Source organism: Paenibacillus sp. ALJ109b, from assembly GCF_010747435.1.
Classification (GTDB): Bacteria; Bacillota; Bacilli; order Paenibacillales; family Paenibacillaceae; genus Paenibacillus; species Paenibacillus taichungensis.
Window position 1 is genome coordinate 52,671 of record NZ_JAAIFP010000012.1, and the last position, 17,627, is coordinate 70,297.

Annotated in this window: 18 protein-coding genes; 17 read left to right on the forward strand and 1 reads right to left on the reverse strand. The window is 46.9% G+C overall.

The window, feature by feature from the left end:
* The first annotated feature begins 10 nt into the window (after nt 1–10).
* The 4 genes from qcrB to G3352_RS14070 all read left to right on the forward strand — a co-directional run bounded on the left by qcrB (nt 11) and on the right by G3352_RS14070 (nt 3,261).
* Nucleotides 11–682 (forward strand): menaquinol-cytochrome c reductase cytochrome b subunit, encoded by a 672-nt coding sequence (gene qcrB / locus G3352_RS14055; protein WP_017687726.1) that lies wholly within the window; start codon nt 11–13, stop codon nt 680–682.
* A 21-nt stretch (nt 683–703) separates the two neighbouring features.
* A complete protein-coding gene (locus tag G3352_RS14060) occupies nt 704–1,585 on the forward strand; it encodes a menaquinol-cytochrome c reductase cytochrome b/c subunit (protein ID WP_163757350.1) in 882 nt (293 codons plus the stop codon).
* A gap of 113 nt (nt 1,586–1,698) precedes the next feature.
* Nucleotides 1,699–2,325 (forward strand): DUF1405 domain-containing protein, encoded by a 627-nt coding sequence (locus G3352_RS14065; RefSeq protein ID WP_163757352.1) that lies wholly within the window; start codon nt 1,699–1,701, stop codon nt 2,323–2,325.
* 66 nt (nt 2,326–2,391) lie between these two features.
* Entirely contained in the window at nt 2,392–3,261 is an 870-nt protein-coding gene (locus G3352_RS14070; protein ID WP_163757354.1) for a sporulation protein YpjB, read from the forward strand.
* A gap of 106 nt (nt 3,262–3,367) precedes the next feature.
* On the opposite strand, the gene G3352_RS14075 is transcribed toward G3352_RS14070, so the two are convergent.
* Entirely contained in the window at nt 3,368–4,237 is an 870-nt protein-coding gene (locus tag G3352_RS14075) for a YitT family protein (RefSeq protein WP_099858391.1), read from the reverse strand.
* Nucleotides 4,238–4,410: 173 nt separating this feature from the next.
* Between G3352_RS14075 and G3352_RS14080 the strand changes: the two genes are divergently transcribed.
* From G3352_RS14080 to dinG, 13 genes are all read left to right on the forward strand, one after another.
* Nucleotides 4,411–4,740: a nucleotide pyrophosphohydrolase gene (locus tag G3352_RS14080; RefSeq protein ID WP_024630636.1), complete on the forward strand. Its 330-nt coding sequence runs from the start codon at nt 4,411–4,413 to the stop codon at nt 4,738–4,740.
* A gap of 52 nt (nt 4,741–4,792) precedes the next feature.
* Nucleotides 4,793–5,317 (forward strand): tetratricopeptide repeat protein, encoded by a 525-nt coding sequence (locus G3352_RS14085; protein WP_240343075.1) that lies wholly within the window; start codon nt 4,793–4,795, stop codon nt 5,315–5,317.
* Between the two features lie 80 nt (nt 5,318–5,397).
* Nucleotides 5,398–6,201 (forward strand): 4-hydroxy-tetrahydrodipicolinate reductase, encoded by an 804-nt coding sequence (dapB, locus tag G3352_RS14090; RefSeq protein ID WP_053780709.1) that lies wholly within the window; start codon nt 5,398–5,400, stop codon nt 6,199–6,201.
* A gap of 232 nt (nt 6,202–6,433) precedes the next feature.
* On the forward strand, nt 6,434–6,874 hold the full coding sequence (gene mgsA / locus G3352_RS14095) for a methylglyoxal synthase (protein ID WP_024630633.1): 441 nt from the start codon (nt 6,434–6,436) through the stop codon (nt 6,872–6,874).
* Complete coding sequence (gene bshB1, locus G3352_RS14100) at nt 6,871–7,572, forward strand: bacillithiol biosynthesis deacetylase BshB1 (RefSeq protein ID WP_163757356.1); 702 nt, start codon at nt 6,871–6,873, stop codon at nt 7,570–7,572. The genes mgsA and bshB1 overlap by 4 nt, the downstream gene beginning before the upstream one ends.
* A 96-nt stretch (nt 7,573–7,668) precedes the next feature.
* A complete protein-coding gene (gene bshA, locus G3352_RS14105; RefSeq protein WP_163757366.1) occupies nt 7,669–8,829 on the forward strand; it encodes an N-acetyl-alpha-D-glucosaminyl L-malate synthase BshA in 1,161 nt (386 codons plus the stop codon).
* Between the two features lie 81 nt (nt 8,830–8,910).
* A complete protein-coding gene (locus tag G3352_RS14110) occupies nt 8,911–10,209 on the forward strand; it encodes a CCA tRNA nucleotidyltransferase (RefSeq protein WP_345940758.1) in 1,299 nt (432 codons plus the stop codon).
* On the forward strand, nt 10,196–11,173 hold the full coding sequence (locus G3352_RS14115) for a biotin--[acetyl-CoA-carboxylase] ligase (protein WP_163757368.1): 978 nt from the start codon (nt 10,196–10,198) through the stop codon (nt 11,171–11,173). Before G3352_RS14110 ends, G3352_RS14115 begins: the two co-directional genes overlap by 14 nt.
* A 332-nt stretch (nt 11,174–11,505) precedes the next feature.
* Nucleotides 11,506–12,381 (forward strand): 3-methyl-2-oxobutanoate hydroxymethyltransferase, encoded by an 876-nt coding sequence (gene panB / locus G3352_RS14120; protein ID WP_099858388.1) that lies wholly within the window; start codon nt 11,506–11,508, stop codon nt 12,379–12,381.
* Nucleotides 12,378–13,274, forward strand: coding sequence for a pantoate--beta-alanine ligase (gene panC, locus G3352_RS14125; RefSeq protein WP_163757370.1), 897 nt, complete (start codon nt 12,378–12,380; stop codon nt 13,272–13,274). The genes panB and panC overlap by 4 nt, the downstream gene beginning before the upstream one ends.
* Nucleotides 13,267–13,650 (forward strand): aspartate 1-decarboxylase, encoded by a 384-nt coding sequence (gene panD / locus G3352_RS14130; protein ID WP_024630626.1) that lies wholly within the window; start codon nt 13,267–13,269, stop codon nt 13,648–13,650. Before panC ends, panD begins: the two co-directional genes overlap by 8 nt.
* Nucleotides 13,651–13,767: 117 nt before the next feature.
* On the forward strand, nt 13,768–14,391 hold the full coding sequence (locus G3352_RS14135; RefSeq protein WP_240343076.1) for a tetratricopeptide repeat protein: 624 nt from the start codon (nt 13,768–13,770) through the stop codon (nt 14,389–14,391).
* Between the two features lie 142 nt (nt 14,392–14,533).
* Complete coding sequence (gene dinG, locus G3352_RS14140; protein ID WP_099858386.1) at nt 14,534–17,395, forward strand: ATP-dependent DNA helicase DinG; 2,862 nt, start codon at nt 14,534–14,536, stop codon at nt 17,393–17,395.
* The last annotated feature ends 232 nt before the right edge of the window (nt 17,396–17,627 follow it).

Sequence of the window (17,627 nt, forward strand, 5' to 3'; positions counted from 1 at the left end):
GTGAACGCAGATGTTTAAAAATGTCTATGACTGGATTGACGAGCGTCTCGATATCACGCCAATTTGGAGGGACGTTGCGGATCATGAAGTTCCAGAGCACGTAAACCCGGCTCATCACTTTTCCGCATTCGTGTACTGCTTTGGTGGATTGACGTTCTTTATCACTGTTATTCAAATTTTGTCAGGGATGTTCCTGACCATGTATTATGTGCCTGATATTATTAATGCTTACGCCAGTGTTGAGTATTTGCAGACTAAAGTAGCCTTCGGCCAAATTGTACGCGGGATGCACCATTGGGGAGCCAGCTTGGTTATCGTTATGATGTTCTTACATACGATGCGTGTGTTCTTTACCGGCTCTTACAAAGCACCACGCGAGATGAACTGGGTTGTCGGCATGCTGATCTTTTTTGTCATGCTGGGTCTGGGGCTTACCGGTTACCTGTTGCCTTGGGATAACAAAGCCTACTTTGCAACCAAGGTTACTCTGGAGATTGCTAATACGGTTCCTTGGCTGGGACCGATCATTAAGGAATTCCTGCAAGGCGGAACTATTGTAGGTGCGCAGACGTTAACACGATTCTTTGCCCTGCACGTCTTCTTCCTTCCGGCTGTGCTTCTGGTGCTTCTGGTCGGTCACTTTATTATGATCCGCAGACAGGGCATTTCGGGACCACTATAATCTGAGAAGGGAGGAATCGACATGGCTCACGGACACAAGTCAGATGACCAGGAAAAGATTATCTTCGTCGGGGACTCACGCGTCCGTAAAGGAGCGGGGTTTATAACTCCACCGGATTACACGGCGTATCCCGGCAAATCAGAGGCTTTTATTCCTAACTTCTTGCTGAAGGAATGGATGGTTGGTGTCGTTGTACTGGTTGGTATTCTGGTATTAACGATTTCGGAACCTGCACCACTGGGCTATCCGGCCAATCCAAGTGCATCGGTTATCCCGATGCCGGACTGGTACTTCCTTTTTCTGTATCAGTATTTGAAATACCCATATGCCTCAGGTGATTATGTCCTGCTCGGGGTACTTGGAGTCAGCGGAGTTGCTTTCGGTGCTTTGTTACTGGCCCCTTTTCTGGATACAGGCAAGGAGCGGCGTTTCTACAAACGTCCGATTGCATCATCACTTATGATTCTATCGGTGATGGCCGTTTTCTACCTGACCAATGTTGCATGGACACACTACGCGCATGAGTTGGAAGCAAGCGGCCAAAAGCCGGAACATATTCAGCGTGAAGAAGAAGCGCGTGAGAAACACGCGCAGGGTCTTCCTACGTCGAATGCGGCAGGTCAAAAAGAAGAAGTGGCGATTGTTGAGAAGGATGACCCTGCGATGGAAACCTTCAAAAAGGCCGGATGTATCGGATGTCATGCGGCTGATATGAAGGGAGCAGGAGGGCCTTCGCTTCGGGGTGTGGGCGACAAACACAGCCAGGAAGATATTCTGACCATTATCAAAGAAGGATATAACTCAATGCCCGCAATGTATGATCAAGCCATCGCCCAAGGTTTGACAGATGATGACATCAATCACTTGGCGGAATGGCTTGCGAAACAGAAGGCAGAACAGTAAAATCGAAATAAGCAATGAAACCTGATCGTTTATGCGGTCAGGTTTTTTTGAGGCGTTTTTCGCAACATCATCTTTTGGAACGCAGAATACACATAATGGAAGGGGCAGAGCATGTGGCTTTATCGTACTTTTGGAGCCGGGAATTTCTAACAAACCGTTACTTCCTGTGGCTTCTTTTTTGGTGTAACGCATTAGGAACAGTATATGGATACATATGGTACGGGGATCAATTGGAATATACGCTGGCACAGCAACCACTATGGCAAATTGTGTTTGTGCCGGACAGTCCGACAGCGAGTCTGTTTTTTACACTATCCTTATTGTGGATTTTGTACAAGCCGAAATCGAGGCTTCTGAATCGGATTGGACATGTCATACAGGCGCTTGCTGTGGTTACTTCGGTAAAATACGGCGTATGGGCAGTCTCCATCATTTTTGCAGGCTGGATGCAGGGGGGCGCACAGAACTGGCAGGATTGGATGTTAATTGCGTCGCATAGCGCCATGGCTGTAGAGGCTTTGCTGTATGTGAGATTCTTTGGGTTCCGTTGGGGTGCTTTGGTGATTGCTGCCTTGTGGACACTGTTAAACGATACAATGGATTATACCTATGACATTTTCCCTTGGCTACCTGCATCGCTGATGGACCATCTGGATGGTGTACGCAACTTCACCGTGGGACTGACGCTAGTGAGCATTCTCTGTGCGTGGCTTGCCTTGAGACAGGCCAAACGGGCCTGATTTCATCATGTAAGCTTGTTCTAAGGAACTCTTCCCTGCCATACATTGATGGTGGGAGGGATGTCCATGAAGAGAACGTTCAGGATCAAAACTGGATTTATGGTGGTGTCGTTCATGACTCTACTGTTCTGGACGAACTTGTCATACAGCGTATCGGCGGAAAGTACAGGTGCGAATGGAAATACAGATCAGCAAGTATCAGCCAAAAATTCAATTGAGCAATTAAATGAAGAAGCGGCCCTGCTGTATCGACATGCCTTGGAGAATGATATTGAAGAGGTTAGAGGCAGTATTTTGCGAATCAGTAAAGGTCTGGAGCATATATCCTTTGAGGGTCAGACGACAGTAGAAGGCATTCATGCCCTATCCGAGACCATTGTTGAAGTGAAAGAAGCTGCGGTCAGGGTGAAAAGTGATGATGCGTCTTTGCAGAAGGCTTCTGCCAAACTTCGACTTGCGGCAGATAGTTTCGCCAACCCGGCCAAACCTCTATGGCTCCAGTATTATAAAATTGTAAAAAATGATATTGATGCGCTGTCAACCGCGGCAGACCAGCAGTTAAGTTCGGCGATAATAGCAAGCCGCTATGCCTTGCTGGAGGAACATTACGAGACGATCCGACCTGCGGCGATGATCCGCCGTGAACCTTACGAGATCGCCCAACTGGATGCCTGGCTGTCTCATACCAAGGGTCTGACTGAGGCCAAGCAGACTGACATTGCACAATTAAAGAGTATGGTAGCCCATGGTGAAGAGTTGGTGAACCAGTTGTTTGGTCGTGAAAAGGACGAAAGTGCCTTTGTGCCGTTTGTTCAGGGGCCCAATCGGAGGGCGGCTGGATTGCTGATTACTTCCATAATCATAGCAGCACTAAGTTATGCAGGTTACCGTAAATATCGGGCACAGCAGCAAGGCATTTTTCCGTTTCGGCGTTAAGCCATTACTGTCATCACAATATGATAAAGACCTCTGTCTACAAGGAAAGCCATTCCCTGGCTCTTCTCTTGAGGATAGAGGTTTTCTTTTTGTACAAGTATAAAGTTTAGCTTTCCTTAAATCCTTCACCATGTACGTCATGCACATCGCTAATAATAACAAATGCTCTAGGGTCAACTGAACGCACAATCGTCTGCAAACGTCTGAATTCCTGCCTGGAAATGACACAGTAAGCAACATGTTTGGCTTGTTTCGAATACGCACCAATGGCTGGAATGAGCGTTACGCCGCGATCCATATCACGGGTAATCAAATCTGCAATCTCAGGTGCATGATCACTGATGATCATAAATGCGCGGGCCGAATAGGCCCCTTCCTGAATGAAGTCGATTACTTTAGAGGCGATAAATACAGCTACAAGGGTATACAGTATTTTTTCTTTGGGAATGTAAACGAGGGAGATACCAATAATGATGAAATCGATACCTAATAGTACACGTCCCATACTCCAGCCATATTTTCGATTAAGAATGCGGGCAATGATGTCAGATCCACCTGTCGTTCCGCCCCAGCGAAATACGATTCCAAGGCCTGCTCCCAGTGTAACTCCAGCGTAAAGCGCTGCAAGTAAAAGGTCATTCTCGGTATGCAGCGGTTCAATCCAGCCAAGATCAATCATTTTTTCAAATAACCACAGGAACACCGTAAGCGCTCCTATACCCACGCCTGTATAGATCATCTGTCTGCCGCCCAAAATCTTGAGCCCCACTAGAAAGAGTGGAATATTAACGACCAAGGTTGTAAGCGAAGGAGAGATGTTGAATGCATAATTCAGCAGGACCGTAATCCCGGTTACGCCGCCTTCCATGAGCTGGTTGGGGATGATGAAGTACAGAAGTCCAAAGGCATACAATGCCGTACCCAATAGGATGGGGAGAATCAATTTGAATTGAACCCAGGTTTTGGAAGTGCTCATAAGTTCCCTCTCCGTTTTACAAATTAGAATGAGAAAGCAATCATTCCCATCTTAGTATACCTGTTTATTGATTCTTTAAAAATGATTTGTCGTTTATGATGGTGGAAGTGAATCTAAATAACTGATATATTAGGAACAAATACGACACAATTTCAAAAGGAGAATCCGTTCTCATGGAGAAAAGCATTGCAGAAATGCAGCGTGAGGTTGATCTGTATATTTCCCAGTTCAAAGAAGGATACTTCAGCCCGCTGGCCATGCTCGCCCGTATGTCTGAAGAGGTGGGAGAGCTTGCAAGGGAAGTGAATCACGAGTTCGGTGAAAAACCGAAAAAATCTTCCGAAGCAGACAATTCCATTGAGCTTGAGCTCGGGGACATTTTATTTATCACGATTTGTTTTGCTAACTCTCTCGGGATCGACCTGGCAGAGGCGCACGACAAAGTCATGCATAAATTTAACACACGCGATGCAAATCGGTGGACGCCAAAAAACACCGATTAGGCGTAGATTACATATGCTGTACCATCACCTCAATGGGGGAGGGACAGCTTGGATGATGAAACCGGAAGAGTATATGCAGCATGCGTACCGCTGTATTTTGCAAAATGATTTTGAGCAGGCGATTCGTTGGTTTGAATCTGCCATTAATGCTTACCCGGAACATGCGGAGCTCTATTATCGTTGTTCCATTACACATGCCCGTAGTCAACACCTTGTTCCAGCGCTTGAATATGCACGTAAGGCTGTTGAACTGTCACAAGGGATAGAGGAGTATGTTTTGCATTTGCAGACCCTGGAAGCCAAACAGATAAGCCTTCAGGCCAAGGTGCTGCTTGAACAGGCCGGAAACGGAACGCATGAACGATATGTGCAGGCGGCCGATCTGCTGAAACAGGCAGTAAAACTTGACCCGTTATATGTGGAAGCGCATATCATGCTTGCTCTTGCTTACAGTGATCTGAATGAGTTCGACCTTGCAACCCGTTCCGTTCGTGACGCATTGTTGTTGGACCCGCAGAATGATCAACTGCATCTATTGTTACATGAAATTAAGCAGCGTATGAAATCCATTCAATAAGATGCCGTTTCATAGCGGGATGGAGATCTTTTGAATGGATTCAACCAAATGAACCAATATAGTGAGGAGATGCAGTCAAGATGAGTGAAGTAATAAGAGTTGCCGTAATCGGAGCAGCTGGCCGGATGGGCCGTGAAGTAGTGAAACTGGTGCTTCAAGATCCTGAACTGGAGCTCGCCGCAGCGGTCAACCGCTCCGGAGTAGGCACGGATGCCGGAACACTTGTCGGTCTGCCCGAATGTGGGGTGCTTCTTACCGATGATATCGAGATGGCTTTTGCAGAGACTAAACCACAGGTTATGGTGGACTTTACAGTCCCTCAATATGCCTTTGCTCATACAGAGATTGCGATCCGTCATGGGGTCAGACCTGTTATGGGTGTTACCGGCTTTACGCCGGAACAGATCGAACAGCTGGACAAGCAGTGTCAGGACAAAGGCATTGGAGGGTTGATTGCCCCGAACTTCTCAATCGGTGCTATTCTGATGATGAGATTTGCCGCACAGGCTGCCAAACATATGCCGAATGTGGAGATCATCGAATATCACGGGGATCAGAAGCTGGATGCTCCTTCGGGTACAGCAATCAAAACAGCCGAGCTAATTGCAGCAAACCGCGAGGAACTTCGCCAGGGTAATCCGAATGAAGAAGAGACGATCGAAGGATCGCGTGGTGGCTATTATAATGGATTCCGAATTCATAGTGTCCGGTTGCCGGGGGTATTTGCCCAGCAGGAAGTGGTATTTGGAGACTTTGGCCAATCCCTCAAAATTCGTCATGATTCCTATGAGCGTGCAGGTTATATGCCTGGTGTTAAGATTGGTGTACAGAAGGTTATGGAATATACAGGACTTATCTACGGATTTGATCACTTTATCGACTAAAAGAGGTAGTTCAAAAAGTCAACTTTTGATCACGAGGTCACTCGAGAAGCGGATACGACATCGAATCTTGAATTCAGCCGGGCCTTCCGTTGCTCACGTAGGTTCGCAAGCACATGCTTCCGAAGCCGTTTTCTCCGAAAACGTGTAGCTCCGCTACTCAGTCCCTAGCTTCATCCAACCTTCTTGGTGCTGAAAACCTGACTTTTTGAACACACACTAAAAGGAGATTGTCATGTTGAAAATTGCATTTATTGCCCATGATCGCAAAAAAGAAGAGATGGTTAACTTCGTGACAGCCTACGAAAACGTATTTACAGACCATCAACTATACTCCACAGGTACAACAGGTCTTCGTATTATGGAAGGAACCTCATTACAGATCCATCGGTTTGAATCCGGTCCACTGGGCGGAGATCAGCAGATCGGAGCCTTGGTTGCACAAAATGAGATGGATTTGATTATTTTCCTGCGTGATCCATTGATGGCACAGCCTCATGAACCAGATATTAACGCTTTGCTGCGTCTGTGCGATGTACAGGGGATTCCGCTTGCTACGAATATTGCAACTGCAGAAATTCTCGTCAAAGCGCTCGATCGCGGTGATTTTGGCTGGAGAGAGCTTGTACATAAATACAAGCCTGAGGGTGGATTGAATTCGGGTGATGCTCAATGAGTTTGGACATTCTCATATTTGGTGCACACGCGGATGATGCAGAGATTGGGATGGCAGGAACGATTGCCAAACATACTGCAGCTGGACTGAAAGTAGGCGTGTGTGATCTGACCCGAGCGGAGATGTCTTCCAACGGGACGGTAGAGCGCAGAGCCGAGGAAGCGGAGCAAGCCTCCCGCGTCCTCGGTCTTTCGTGTCGAAGCAATCTCTGTTTGCCTGATCGGGGGCTGTATATTACTCCTGAACACATCGAAGCTGTGACTGCCGAGATACGGCGTCATGCCCCTCGAATCGTGTTTGCGCCATATTGGGAGGATCGTCACCCAGATCATGTAATGTGCAGCAAGCTGGTGCAGGAGGCTGTCTTTAATGCCAAGCTTAGAAACTATAAGCCGGACATGCCCGCAGTTCAAGTGAAAGAATTGTATTTTTACTTCATTAACGATATCGGACCAACGGATTTGATTGTGGATATTACGGAACACTATGAGCAGAAGGAAAATTCATTGCTAAGTTATCGTTCCCAGTTCGAATTGGGAGAAGGCGCAGTTGCCACTCCATTGACTCAAGGATATATTGAACGTGTGAAAGCCCGGGATTCTTTGCTCGGACAGCGGAGCCTCATTCCTTTTGCAGAAGGATTCGCTAGCATTACACCTTATGTAGTTCATCAATTTGGCCAAGCAGCCAAGTCATAAAACGATCGAACTTACTCGTATAAATCATTTATCAATTGCATTTCCGTTGCATTACATCAACCTGCACACGCGGGAGATTAAAGGAGCGTCCACCGGATGGATCAAAAGCTAAAAATTGGTATTACCTGTTATCCGTCCCTCGGAGGGTCTGGCGTTGTCGCAACGGAGCTGGGCAAATTGCTTGCCGAACAGGGTCACCAGGTTCACTTTATTGCCAATAGTATCCCGTTTAGACTGGGTAAATTTCAGAAAAATATTTTTTATCATGAAGTTGAGGTCAACGATTATTACGTCTTCCGTTATCCGCCGTATGACCTGTCATTGGCCACGAAAATGGCGCAAGTAGCCAAAGCACAGCAACTGGATCTGCTGCATGTACATTATGCAGTGCCACATGCGGTTTGTGCCTTCTTGGCAAAACAAATGGTTGGTGAGGATTTAAAGGTGGTCACAACGTTACACGGAACAGATATTACGGTACTGGCGCAGGATGAGTCGTTGAAGGATCTGATTCGACTTGCCATCAACGAGAGTGATGCGGTTACGGCCGTATCCCAGGATTTGATTCGTGAAACGGTTGAGTTGCTGGATATAAGACGTCCAATCGATCTGACCTATAACTTTATTGATAAAAGAATTTATTATCCACGTGATGCAGCAAGTCTGCGTAGAGACTTCGCAGCACCTCACGAAAAAATACTGATGCATATCTCCAACTTCCGTCCTGTGAAGAGAACACAGGATGTGGTAGAAGTGTTCCGTCAAGTACAGGAGCAAGTACCTGCCAAACTGTTATTTGTTGGAGAAGGACCGGATTTGCCGAAGATTCAATGGAAGATTAATGAGCTTGGACTGAATGACAAGGTCCATTTCCTAGGCAAGCAGGATGATATTGCTCAAGTCATTTCGATGGCTGATGTGCTTATGCTGCCGTCGGAGAAGGAAAGCTTTGGTCTTGTGGCACTCGAAGCCATGGCTTGTGGTGTACCTACCATTGGTTCACTAGCAGGGGGGATCCCTGAATTGGTATTGCACGGCAAGACCGGATTTTTGTCTCCAATCGGCGACACGCAATCGATGGCGGAGAACACGATTCGTTTGTTGACAGACGACCGTTTGACAGCGGACTTTAGAGAAGCGTGCCTGAAACGGGCACACCATGATTTCTGCAACGATGCTATTCGGCATGAATATGAACAAATATACTACCGGGTGCTGGGACGTGAAGTTCCGAATCTGAAGCCGGTTTGTGGCTGATTGTCAGATAGGATTGTTCCATCTTGGAAATATATCTGTGTAAGCCACACCAAGCAACACGTAGTTATGGGGTGAGAGTAAGTGGTTCAATGGACACAGGTAGATCATGAAATGGCAAGACAAAGTGAACAGGTGCTGCGAACATTAAATGAAAAAGGATACGAAGCTTATTGGGTCGGTGGTTGTGTGCGTGATGAACTGCTGGAACGTAGCGTGGATGATATGGATATCACCACGTCCGCTTCTCCTGAGCAAGTCATGGAACTGTTTGCGGATTGTATTCCTACGGGCCTCCAGCATGGAACGGTTACTGTACGTTCAAGAGGTTTTTACTTTGAAGTTACAACGTTCCGCACTGAATCTGAATATAAAGATAATCGAAGACCCGCTGCCGTTCAATTTGTGCTGGATGTCAAAGAAGATTTGCAGCGGCGTGACTTCACAATGAATGCTCTCGCTATGGATCGAGACGGAAATATCGTTGATCCTTTCGGTGGACAATCGGATATCCAGGATGGACGGGTCAGATGTGTAGGATCGGCGACAGAACGGTTTGGTGAAGATGCACTGCGGATGCTTCGCTGTGTTCGTTTTGCTTCGGTATTTGATTTCAAAATTGCCTACAACACCTGGAAAGGGCTTGTTCATCAAAAGGGTCTGCTCCAACATATCGCCATGGAAAGAGTACGTACCGAAATGGTGAAAATGATGGCAGGCCCCCATCCGCTGCGAGGTCTGGAATTGCTGTTTCGCAGCCAGGCATTGGAACATGTGAAGGCACCAATCCACAGGGAACGATTCAATAAAGCCCTCATGTCCAATATGGAACAACTGAAGGAAGAGAACGTTTTATTGCGCTGGTCCATGATGCTGATTGCAGGTCTTTTTACCAGGGATGAAGCAGATGCTTTGCTTCGAAAATGGACGTTTTCTAATGACGATCGTTCCCGCATTAATGGAGTTCTGCAGGTCGAAGAGTTGATCCAGAAAGTCATACAGGAGCAAAAGGATGAAGAGACACTGCGATCAGAATGGATCATAACTGTGCTGTCTTGCGGACGTCAGGCAGTAGAGGACTGGCTCATTATTCAACCACTGCTTCCATCAGGTTGGAGAGATCAAGAGGTCCTACACGAAGAACAGATCGTGGTAATACAATCTCGAGGCGCTGCATGGAGCCAATCCATGAAGGTGCACGAACTGAAAGATTTGCAAATTACAGGTGAGAACATTCTACAGTTGCTTGGACGTAAGGGTGGACCATGGCTTGGACAACTGATGAAACATCTCTTAAGAGAGACTGCGATCGGAAATATAGCGAATCAGCATGACATGCTGACCAACGAAGTAAAGCGGGTGGCTGCAGATGACAAAGCATGAGGAACTGTTACATATGTTACTAAATGCAGAAGGAGAGTTTGTGTCTGGTGAAGAGATCAGTCGCAACCTTTCCATTAGCCGAACGGCCGTGTGGAAGCACGTAAACAAACTGCGTGACATGGGTTATGAGTTTGAAGCCGTATCTCGCAAAGGGTATCGCTTGGTCACGAAACCGGACAGTATCGATGCCACAGCGCTTCAACTGGCACTGGAAACGACGGTGTTTGGTCGGAAGGCAATCATTCTGAATTCCACATTGTCCACCCAAGGTGATGTTCAGCACATGGCTGAACAGGGGCAGGGCGAAGGGACAGTGGTGCTGGCAGAAGAACAGACGGGTGGACGAGGCCGCTTTGGACGTAAATGGTTCTCACCACCGGGAAGAGGCATCTGGATGAGTGTTCTAATGCGTCCGGAGCTTGCACTGCAAAATACACCACAGCTTACATTATTAACGGGTGTGGCGGTGTGTCGTGCGATTAGATCGTATACAGGCGCTGATGCCGGTATCAAATGGCCTAATGATCTTTTAATCGATGGTCGCAAGGTATGCGGGATTCTGCTTGAATCAACCGTTGAAGATCACGAATTACGGTACTGTATCGCAGGCATAGGCGTAGATGTGAACTTCGATCCCAAGGATTATCCCGAGGATCTGATATCAATTGCTACTTCACTTAAGATGGAGACCGGACAAACGATAGACCGAACCAAACTTGCAGCGGCCATTCTCTCGGAATTGGAGCGTTTGTATTATTTGTATCAAAAAGAAGGGTTCGGCGTGATCTCTTCGCTCTGGGAAGCTTTGTCCGTATCCATGAATCGTGAAATTAAGGTGGCTAATCCGCAGGGTATCATCGAAGGTACAGCCATAGGCCTTGATCCTTCTGGTGCATTGATTTTGGAGAAGAAAAACGGTGAGCATGTATCGGTATACTCCGGTGAAGTTTCATTGGTAAATTAAACAATTTGTCGAATTTACACCGTTAAAATGAACATAAGACGTGAACTTTGGGCAGAACTTTGGTATACTGTGTTCGTGAGGCGATATCGGCTAATGCAGACCGAATTGCACTCCGGCAATAGTATGCTTTGTTCTGCTTTTAAAATGTTGTAGTGACAAAGGCAGGAATGGTAGTAAAGTGAGTTGTTGGATTCTGCTCTGAGCCGAAGAGGACCGAGACAGAAGGGACGATCGCAAGTGACTCTTTTTTGACTTTTCGGGACTTTTTAGTGGAAACTAAAAGGTTTTTTTGTTGTGTTTAAATTGAAAAGATGAGAGGAGCCATGACGAAAATGGCAAACAAACAAGCATTGAATATTGTGAAAATGAAAAAATATAAGCAGGACGGCGTGCCGCTTAGCATGATTACAGCTTATGATTATCCGACAGCCCAATTGGCCGAGGAAGCGGGTATCGATCTCATCCTGGTGGGTGATTCACTGGGAAATGTGGTACTGGGTTTTAACTCGACCTTGCCTGTTACGATTGACGATATGGTGTACCATACACGCTCTGTAGTACGTGGAGCGGGAAATACGTTTATCGTGGCTGATATGCCCTTCATGACGTATCATGGTAGCTTGGACGAGACGCTCAAAGGGGTTCGTCGCCTGATGCAGGAAGGTCATGCACAAGCGGTCAAGATGGAGGGCGGTCTTGAAATCGCGGATACGGTAAAAGCGGTTGTTCAAGCTGGTGTACCTGTACTTGGACATATCGGGCTTACACCACAATCCGTGAATCAAATTGGCGGTTATCGTATTCAGGGCAAGGATGCTGCTGATGCCAAACGTCTTATGGACGAAGCCAAGGCGCTTGAAGCAGCGGGAGCTTTCGGCATTGTACTCGAACTGGTTACGGAAGAAGTGGCAAGAGCGATCTCGGAAGAACTTTCTATTCCCACAATCGGTATTGGCGCAGGTAGAGGGTGTGATGGTCAGGTACTGGTATTCCATGATGTGGTTCAGTATGCTTCCCCATACACGCCAAAACGCTTTGTTAAATCGTATGGAGACGTAGGTACATTGATTCGCAATAGCATTGAGTCCTATGTGAAAGAAGTCAAGGATCGCTCATTCCCGGCAGAAGAGCATGTATTTACCGCCGCTGACGGCGTTCTGGATCAGCTGTACGGACATCGCAAAGAAAAGGTGGAGACCAACGCATGAAAGTGATACGGACAATCGCAGAATTAAGAAAAGAACTTAGCTTGAAACGTCAGTCGATTCAGTCCAGAGAGTCCGTTGTAGGACTCGTGCCTACGATGGGATTTCTTCATGAAGGCCATGCAAGTTTGATGCAAGCGGCGAAACAACAGAGTGATATCGTGGTTTTGAGCATATTTGTAAATCCAATTCAATTCGGTCCGAATGAAGACTTTGACAGTTACCCTAGGGATGAAGCCAGAGATGTGGAAACTGCACGAGCAAAAGGGGTGGATATCGTATTTATTCCCTCTGTTGAAGAGATGTATCCACAGCCTACTCAAACGACTGTATCGGTTTCTCGTCTAACGGATCGCTTATGTGGTGCATCACGTCCAGGGCATTTTGACGGAGTGACTACAGTCGTGTCAAAGCTGTTTAACATTGTACAACCGCAGCGTGCATTTTTTGGCATGAAGGACGCACAGCAGGTAGCTGTGATCCAGCAGATGGTTAACGATTTGAACATGGCGGTTGAGGTTGTGCCTTGTCCTATCGTTCGTGAAAGTGATGGCTTGGCCCTTAGTTCGCGCAACGTGTACCTCAGTTCAGAACAGCGTCAGGAAGCTCTTGTTCTGTCCAAGGCTCTGCGTGAGGCACAGGAAGCTGTAGATGCAGGGACTGCAATGACAGCAGCGGATATCCGCGTTATATTGCGTGAGAACATTGAACGTTCACCAATGGCAGTGATTGATTATGCTGAAATTCAGGCTTTTCCAAGTCTGGAGCCACTTGCAGATCAGGAAAAAGTTCATGGTCGTGACGATCTGTTGATCGCACTTGCAGTAAAATTCGGCAAAACAAGATTGATTGACAATATAAGGCTGCAAAAATCGGAGGTACTGTCCCATGTTTAGAACACTAATGAAATCCAAAATTCACCGGGCAACCGTTACGGAAGCAAACCTGAACTATGTGGGTAGCATTACCATAGATGAAGATCTAATGGAAACTTCCGATCTAATGGAAAATGAGAAAGTGCAAATTGTGAATAATAACAATGGTGCACGTCTGGAAACCTATGTCATTCCAGGTCCACGTGGAAGTGGAGTGATCTGCTTGAATGGAGCAGCAGCTCGTCTGGTACAGCCTGGGGATACCGTCATTATCATTTCATATGCGATGATGTCTCAAGAAGAGGCAAATAATCACAAACCTACCGTTGTATTTGTGGATGGACAGAATAAACCTGTGCAAACGATGAAGCACGAAGTTCATGCGACGATTATGTAATCGACTGGTAAGGGGAATGAAATCGACCCATTCTACAAAAAATGAGTACAGGTCACTGCACTAATCCATTTTTTCAAGGGTGGGGATGCATCGATGTTCCAGCATGTTTTCGCAGAAATGAACGACATGTTAGATGAAATTATCAAGCGCTACCCTTCTGCTGAAGGCCTAAGCAAACAGGAATTGCTGCAAAAGTGGAATTTGCTGAAGCGGATGAGTGACGGGATGATTGATGAGTGGCTGATGTTTGAAGAAAAAATGAGCCAGGTGAGGGAAAGGGAACTCGATAAGCCAGCTTCCCTCGAACCTGAACAGGAAGCTGTTACCGCACTGCCAGAACTGCATCTGGAGTGTTTCAGTCGCGGTCAGGGATATTTCAAACTGCAAATGTACCCCCAGGCGATTATGCAATTTTCTAGGGTTGTGACCGACTATCCGGAAAGTGCATTGACTCGTTTTTACCTGGCTCTTGCTCATCTTAACCTGGAACAAACCGAGGAAGCAGGAAAACACTTGCAGCGGATCATGCATTTGAATGGTTCACCGAGATTGAAAGGACTGGTATGTAACGTCCTGGGCTGTATCGAGGCCAAGCTTGCGAACCTTGATGGTGCATGCTCTCTATTTGCGCAGGCGCTTCAGTATGACCCAACGTTGACCGAACCGCTGTATAACATGGAAGCCTGTCGATTAAACAGCGGAAAATTGCAATATGCAAATCAGCTGACTGCCTTAAATTAAGGGCTATTCGGCGGCATAAAGACGGTGTTCCCTCCTCTGGCATAGCGGCGGGGACACCGCCTTTTTTGTCAGTTAATTTTCAAATGCCCTTTTTTTTGCTATGCTGTAACATAGACTGGAATGGAAGGGACCGTACATTGCAATGAAATTTGCCGTATTGGATTTCGAAACAACCGGCACGCAGTCCGACGGTGAGATAATACAGGCCGGACTTGCCATCATAGATCATGACTACAGCATAACTCAAATATATAGTTCTTATGTGAACCCAGGTGTACCGATTCCTCCGTTTATTACGGGGTTAACCGGTATTACTGATGAAGATGTGGCGGATGCTCCCTCATTGGAAGAGATGATGATGGAGATGGTTCCGCTGCTTGACGATGTTGTTCTTGTTGGACACAACGTTGCTTTTGATTTTCATTTTCTTCAAAATGCACTCGATCGATGCGGTTATCTGCCATTTACCGGACGGATTCTGGATACGATTGATTTCCTGAAGATCACGTTTCCGTCACTGGGGTCTTATCAACTCGGTTATGTGTCTTCGGAATTCGGATTTCAGCATGACCGTCCTCATCAGGCAGACAGTGATGCTCTCGCAACAGCTTTTGTATTACTGAAGTGTCTCGATGAGCTGCGTGCATTGCCTCTGATCACGATTCAGCGCCTCAGTGACCTGTTTGCGCCGGAAGACAGTGACTTGGGTTGGTTCTTTGATGGAATGCGTACTGAGAAGGAAGCAGAGCCGATTCAGGATCTGGATGGTCATACGTATTACCGCCAGCTCGCCCTGAACGTGAGTGACTGGACCGATATAGGCTCACCACGCGATGAGCGAGAAGGTAATCCGCTGGAAGGCGTAAGTTTTGAGCAGTTCATGGATCAGGTTAGAGATAACCTGAAGGAGACGCTGGACCATTATGAGGAGCGTGAGGCTCAAACTCAGATGTTCAGCAGTGTACGACAAGCTTTGGATGAAGAGAAACATCTCTTGATTGAAGCTGGAACAGGTACAGGTAAATCACTTGGGTATTTGCTGCCTGCCATCTATGAAAGTGTGAAACAGGAACAGAAAGTCATGGTCAGCACACATACCATCAACCTGCAGGAGCAATTGAGAGAGCGGGATATTCCTATGCTGACCCAGGTGGTTCCGTTCCCGTTCAAAGCAGCGGTGTTCAAAGGACGTGGGCACTATTTGTGTCTGCGTAAGTTTGAGCACAAAATCAATAAACGCGAATTTGCTACACCAAAAGAGGATTATTTTACAGCGGCTCAGATGATTGTCTGGCTTACTCAGACGGAGACTGGAGACGACGAGGAGCTTAATCTAAGCGGGCGCGGAGGAGACTTCTGGGAGACGGTACAGAGCGAGTCTGAGTCCTGTCTTGGACGTTCCTGTCCTTGGTTCCGCAAATGTTTCTATCACCGGGCCAAACATGAAGCCGGGCTGTCTGATATCGTCATTACGAATCACTCGAAATTGTTTACGGATGTCAAAGCAGCGCATCAACTGCTGCCGGCCTACGAAAGTCTCGTCATCGATGAAGCACATCATCTGGAGGACGTAGCAGGTAAGCATCTTGGTCTTCATATGAAATATTTTACGTTGGTTCATACTCTGACCCGACTGTTTAAAGATAGCCGTAATGGCCAACTGCCGATGCTTCGTTCTCAATTATCGGGTCACGAAAATTCGGTACAGTGGGGCTCCATGATTGATCAGATGTTCCCGCTTGCCGTCGAAGTCAAAGAGATGTGGGATCGACTAAGTGACACATTGTTTGGCCTGCTGCCTGAACGCAGCGATGCTTCTCCAGGCGAGACAGGACAATTCTCTCTTAGACTGAAGCCTTCACAAAAACCAGCCAAATGGCAGGAATTGCAGGATGCTGAAAACCAAATCTATGTCACTCTAGGTGATTTGATTCGTAAAGGCGACAAGCTGCTGCTTGAAGTGAAAGAAGATCAGGATGATTATCAGTCCGATAGTCTGATTACGGATATCTCAGGTCTGCTCAAGGACTTGGCAACGATTAAGGATAATCTGCGTTTCTTCATGCGGATGGATGATGCCAACACCGTGTACTGGATGGAGGCCAGCGGCCAATTCCGCAGTAAATCACTTCAGCTCTATGCTGTTCCTGTCGATGTCAGTGCACAATTGAAGGATATGTTCTTTGATAAAAAGAAAAGCGTTGTGCTTACATCGGCTACGCTCTCCGTTGACAAGTCATTTCAATTCATGATCGAACAGCTGGGTTTGCAGGAAGCTGCCGAGAATAACCGTTTGTTAACGTCCATGTTGCCGTCACCGTTCAATTATCGAGAACAGGCGCTGCTCGTCATTCCGCGTGATTTCCCAAGCGTGAAGGGCAGTGTAGGCGATGCCCACTTTGTGGATATGCTCGTGCACTCCCTCGCGGAAACGGCTATTGCCACTCGTGGACGTATGATGGTGTTGTTCACCTCCTATCGCATGCTGCGCCAGGTCTATGACCCACTTAAGGAGGCCTTGTCAGGCAATGATATCTCTTTGCTTGGGCAAGGGGTGGACAGTGGCAGCCGTTCCAAGCTTACACGCCGCTTCCAAGATGCGAAAGCAACGGTGCTTCTTGGCACAAGCAGCTTCTGGGAAGGGGTGGACATTCCAGGAGAGGCTCTGACTTGTCTCGCGATTGTCAGACTGCCGTTCCAGCCACCGAATCATCCATTAGTCGAAGCGAAGAGCGAGCTTTTGCAGCAGCAGAAGAAAAACCCGTTTATGAAGCTGTCCGTGCCACAAGCCGTCATCCGTTTCAAACAGGGATTTGGCAGACTGGTTCGTACAGGCAAAGACAGAGGCATTGTGATTGTATACGATACACGCGTTATTGAAGCATATTATGGCAAGTACTTTTTATATTCATTACCTGGTCCCAAAATGGAGCACATGCTCACAGAACAGATGGTTCCACGCATTTCGGAATGGCTCGAGAGACCGACCGAAGAGCAACAATAACAGATCGCTCTGTAGCTTCCATTATTGCAAGACGCCAGTGGTTGGCGGTAAAATTAAGTAATATGATTTATTCGTTTCATGGATATGCGAGTAAAGCAATTAAAGGAATTAAAGCAATTATCCATTATATAACAATGAGCATCCTGTTTAACTCAGTAATCTTTTTGCTCGTTTTAGACAGGGTGCTCATCTTTTTCATCTATCTATCGTGGCCTTTGTAAGGGGGAGCAAT

Bases quoted from the DNA above. Each gene is read 5' to 3' on its own strand.
- qcrB (WP_017687726.1), top strand. From the start codon at position 11: ATGTTTAAAAATGTCTATGACTGGATTGACGAGCGTCTCGATATCACG.
- G3352_RS14060 (WP_163757350.1), top strand. From the start codon at position 704: ATGGCTCACGGACACAAGTCAGATGACCAGGAAAAGATTATCTTCGTC.
- G3352_RS14070 (WP_163757354.1), top strand. From the start codon at position 2,392: ATGAAGAGAACGTTCAGGATCAAAACTGGATTTATGGTGGTGTCGTTC.
- G3352_RS14075 (WP_099858391.1), bottom strand. From the start codon at position 4,237: ATGAGCACTTCCAAAACCTGGGTTCAATTCAAATTGATTCTCCCCATC.
- G3352_RS14080 (WP_024630636.1), top strand. From the start codon at position 4,411: ATGGAGAAAAGCATTGCAGAAATGCAGCGTGAGGTTGATCTGTATATT.
- G3352_RS14085 (WP_240343075.1), top strand. From the start codon at position 4,793: ATGATGAAACCGGAAGAGTATATGCAGCATGCGTACCGCTGTATTTTG.
- dapB (WP_053780709.1), top strand. From the start codon at position 5,398: ATGAGTGAAGTAATAAGAGTTGCCGTAATCGGAGCAGCTGGCCGGATG.
- mgsA (WP_024630633.1), top strand. From the start codon at position 6,434: ATGTTGAAAATTGCATTTATTGCCCATGATCGCAAAAAAGAAGAGATG.
- bshB1 (WP_163757356.1), top strand. From the start codon at position 6,871: ATGAGTTTGGACATTCTCATATTTGGTGCACACGCGGATGATGCAGAG.
- bshA (WP_163757366.1), top strand. From the start codon at position 7,669: ATGGATCAAAAGCTAAAAATTGGTATTACCTGTTATCCGTCCCTCGGA.
- G3352_RS14115 (WP_163757368.1), top strand. From the start codon at position 10,196: ATGACAAAGCATGAGGAACTGTTACATATGTTACTAAATGCAGAAGGA.
- panB (WP_099858388.1), top strand. From the start codon at position 11,506: ATGGCAAACAAACAAGCATTGAATATTGTGAAAATGAAAAAATATAAG.
- panC (WP_163757370.1), top strand. From the start codon at position 12,378: ATGAAAGTGATACGGACAATCGCAGAATTAAGAAAAGAACTTAGCTTG.
- panD (WP_024630626.1), top strand. From the start codon at position 13,267: ATGTTTAGAACACTAATGAAATCCAAAATTCACCGGGCAACCGTTACG.
- G3352_RS14135 (WP_240343076.1), top strand. From the start codon at position 13,768: ATGAACGACATGTTAGATGAAATTATCAAGCGCTACCCTTCTGCTGAA.
- dinG (WP_099858386.1), top strand. From the start codon at position 14,534: ATGAAATTTGCCGTATTGGATTTCGAAACAACCGGCACGCAGTCCGAC.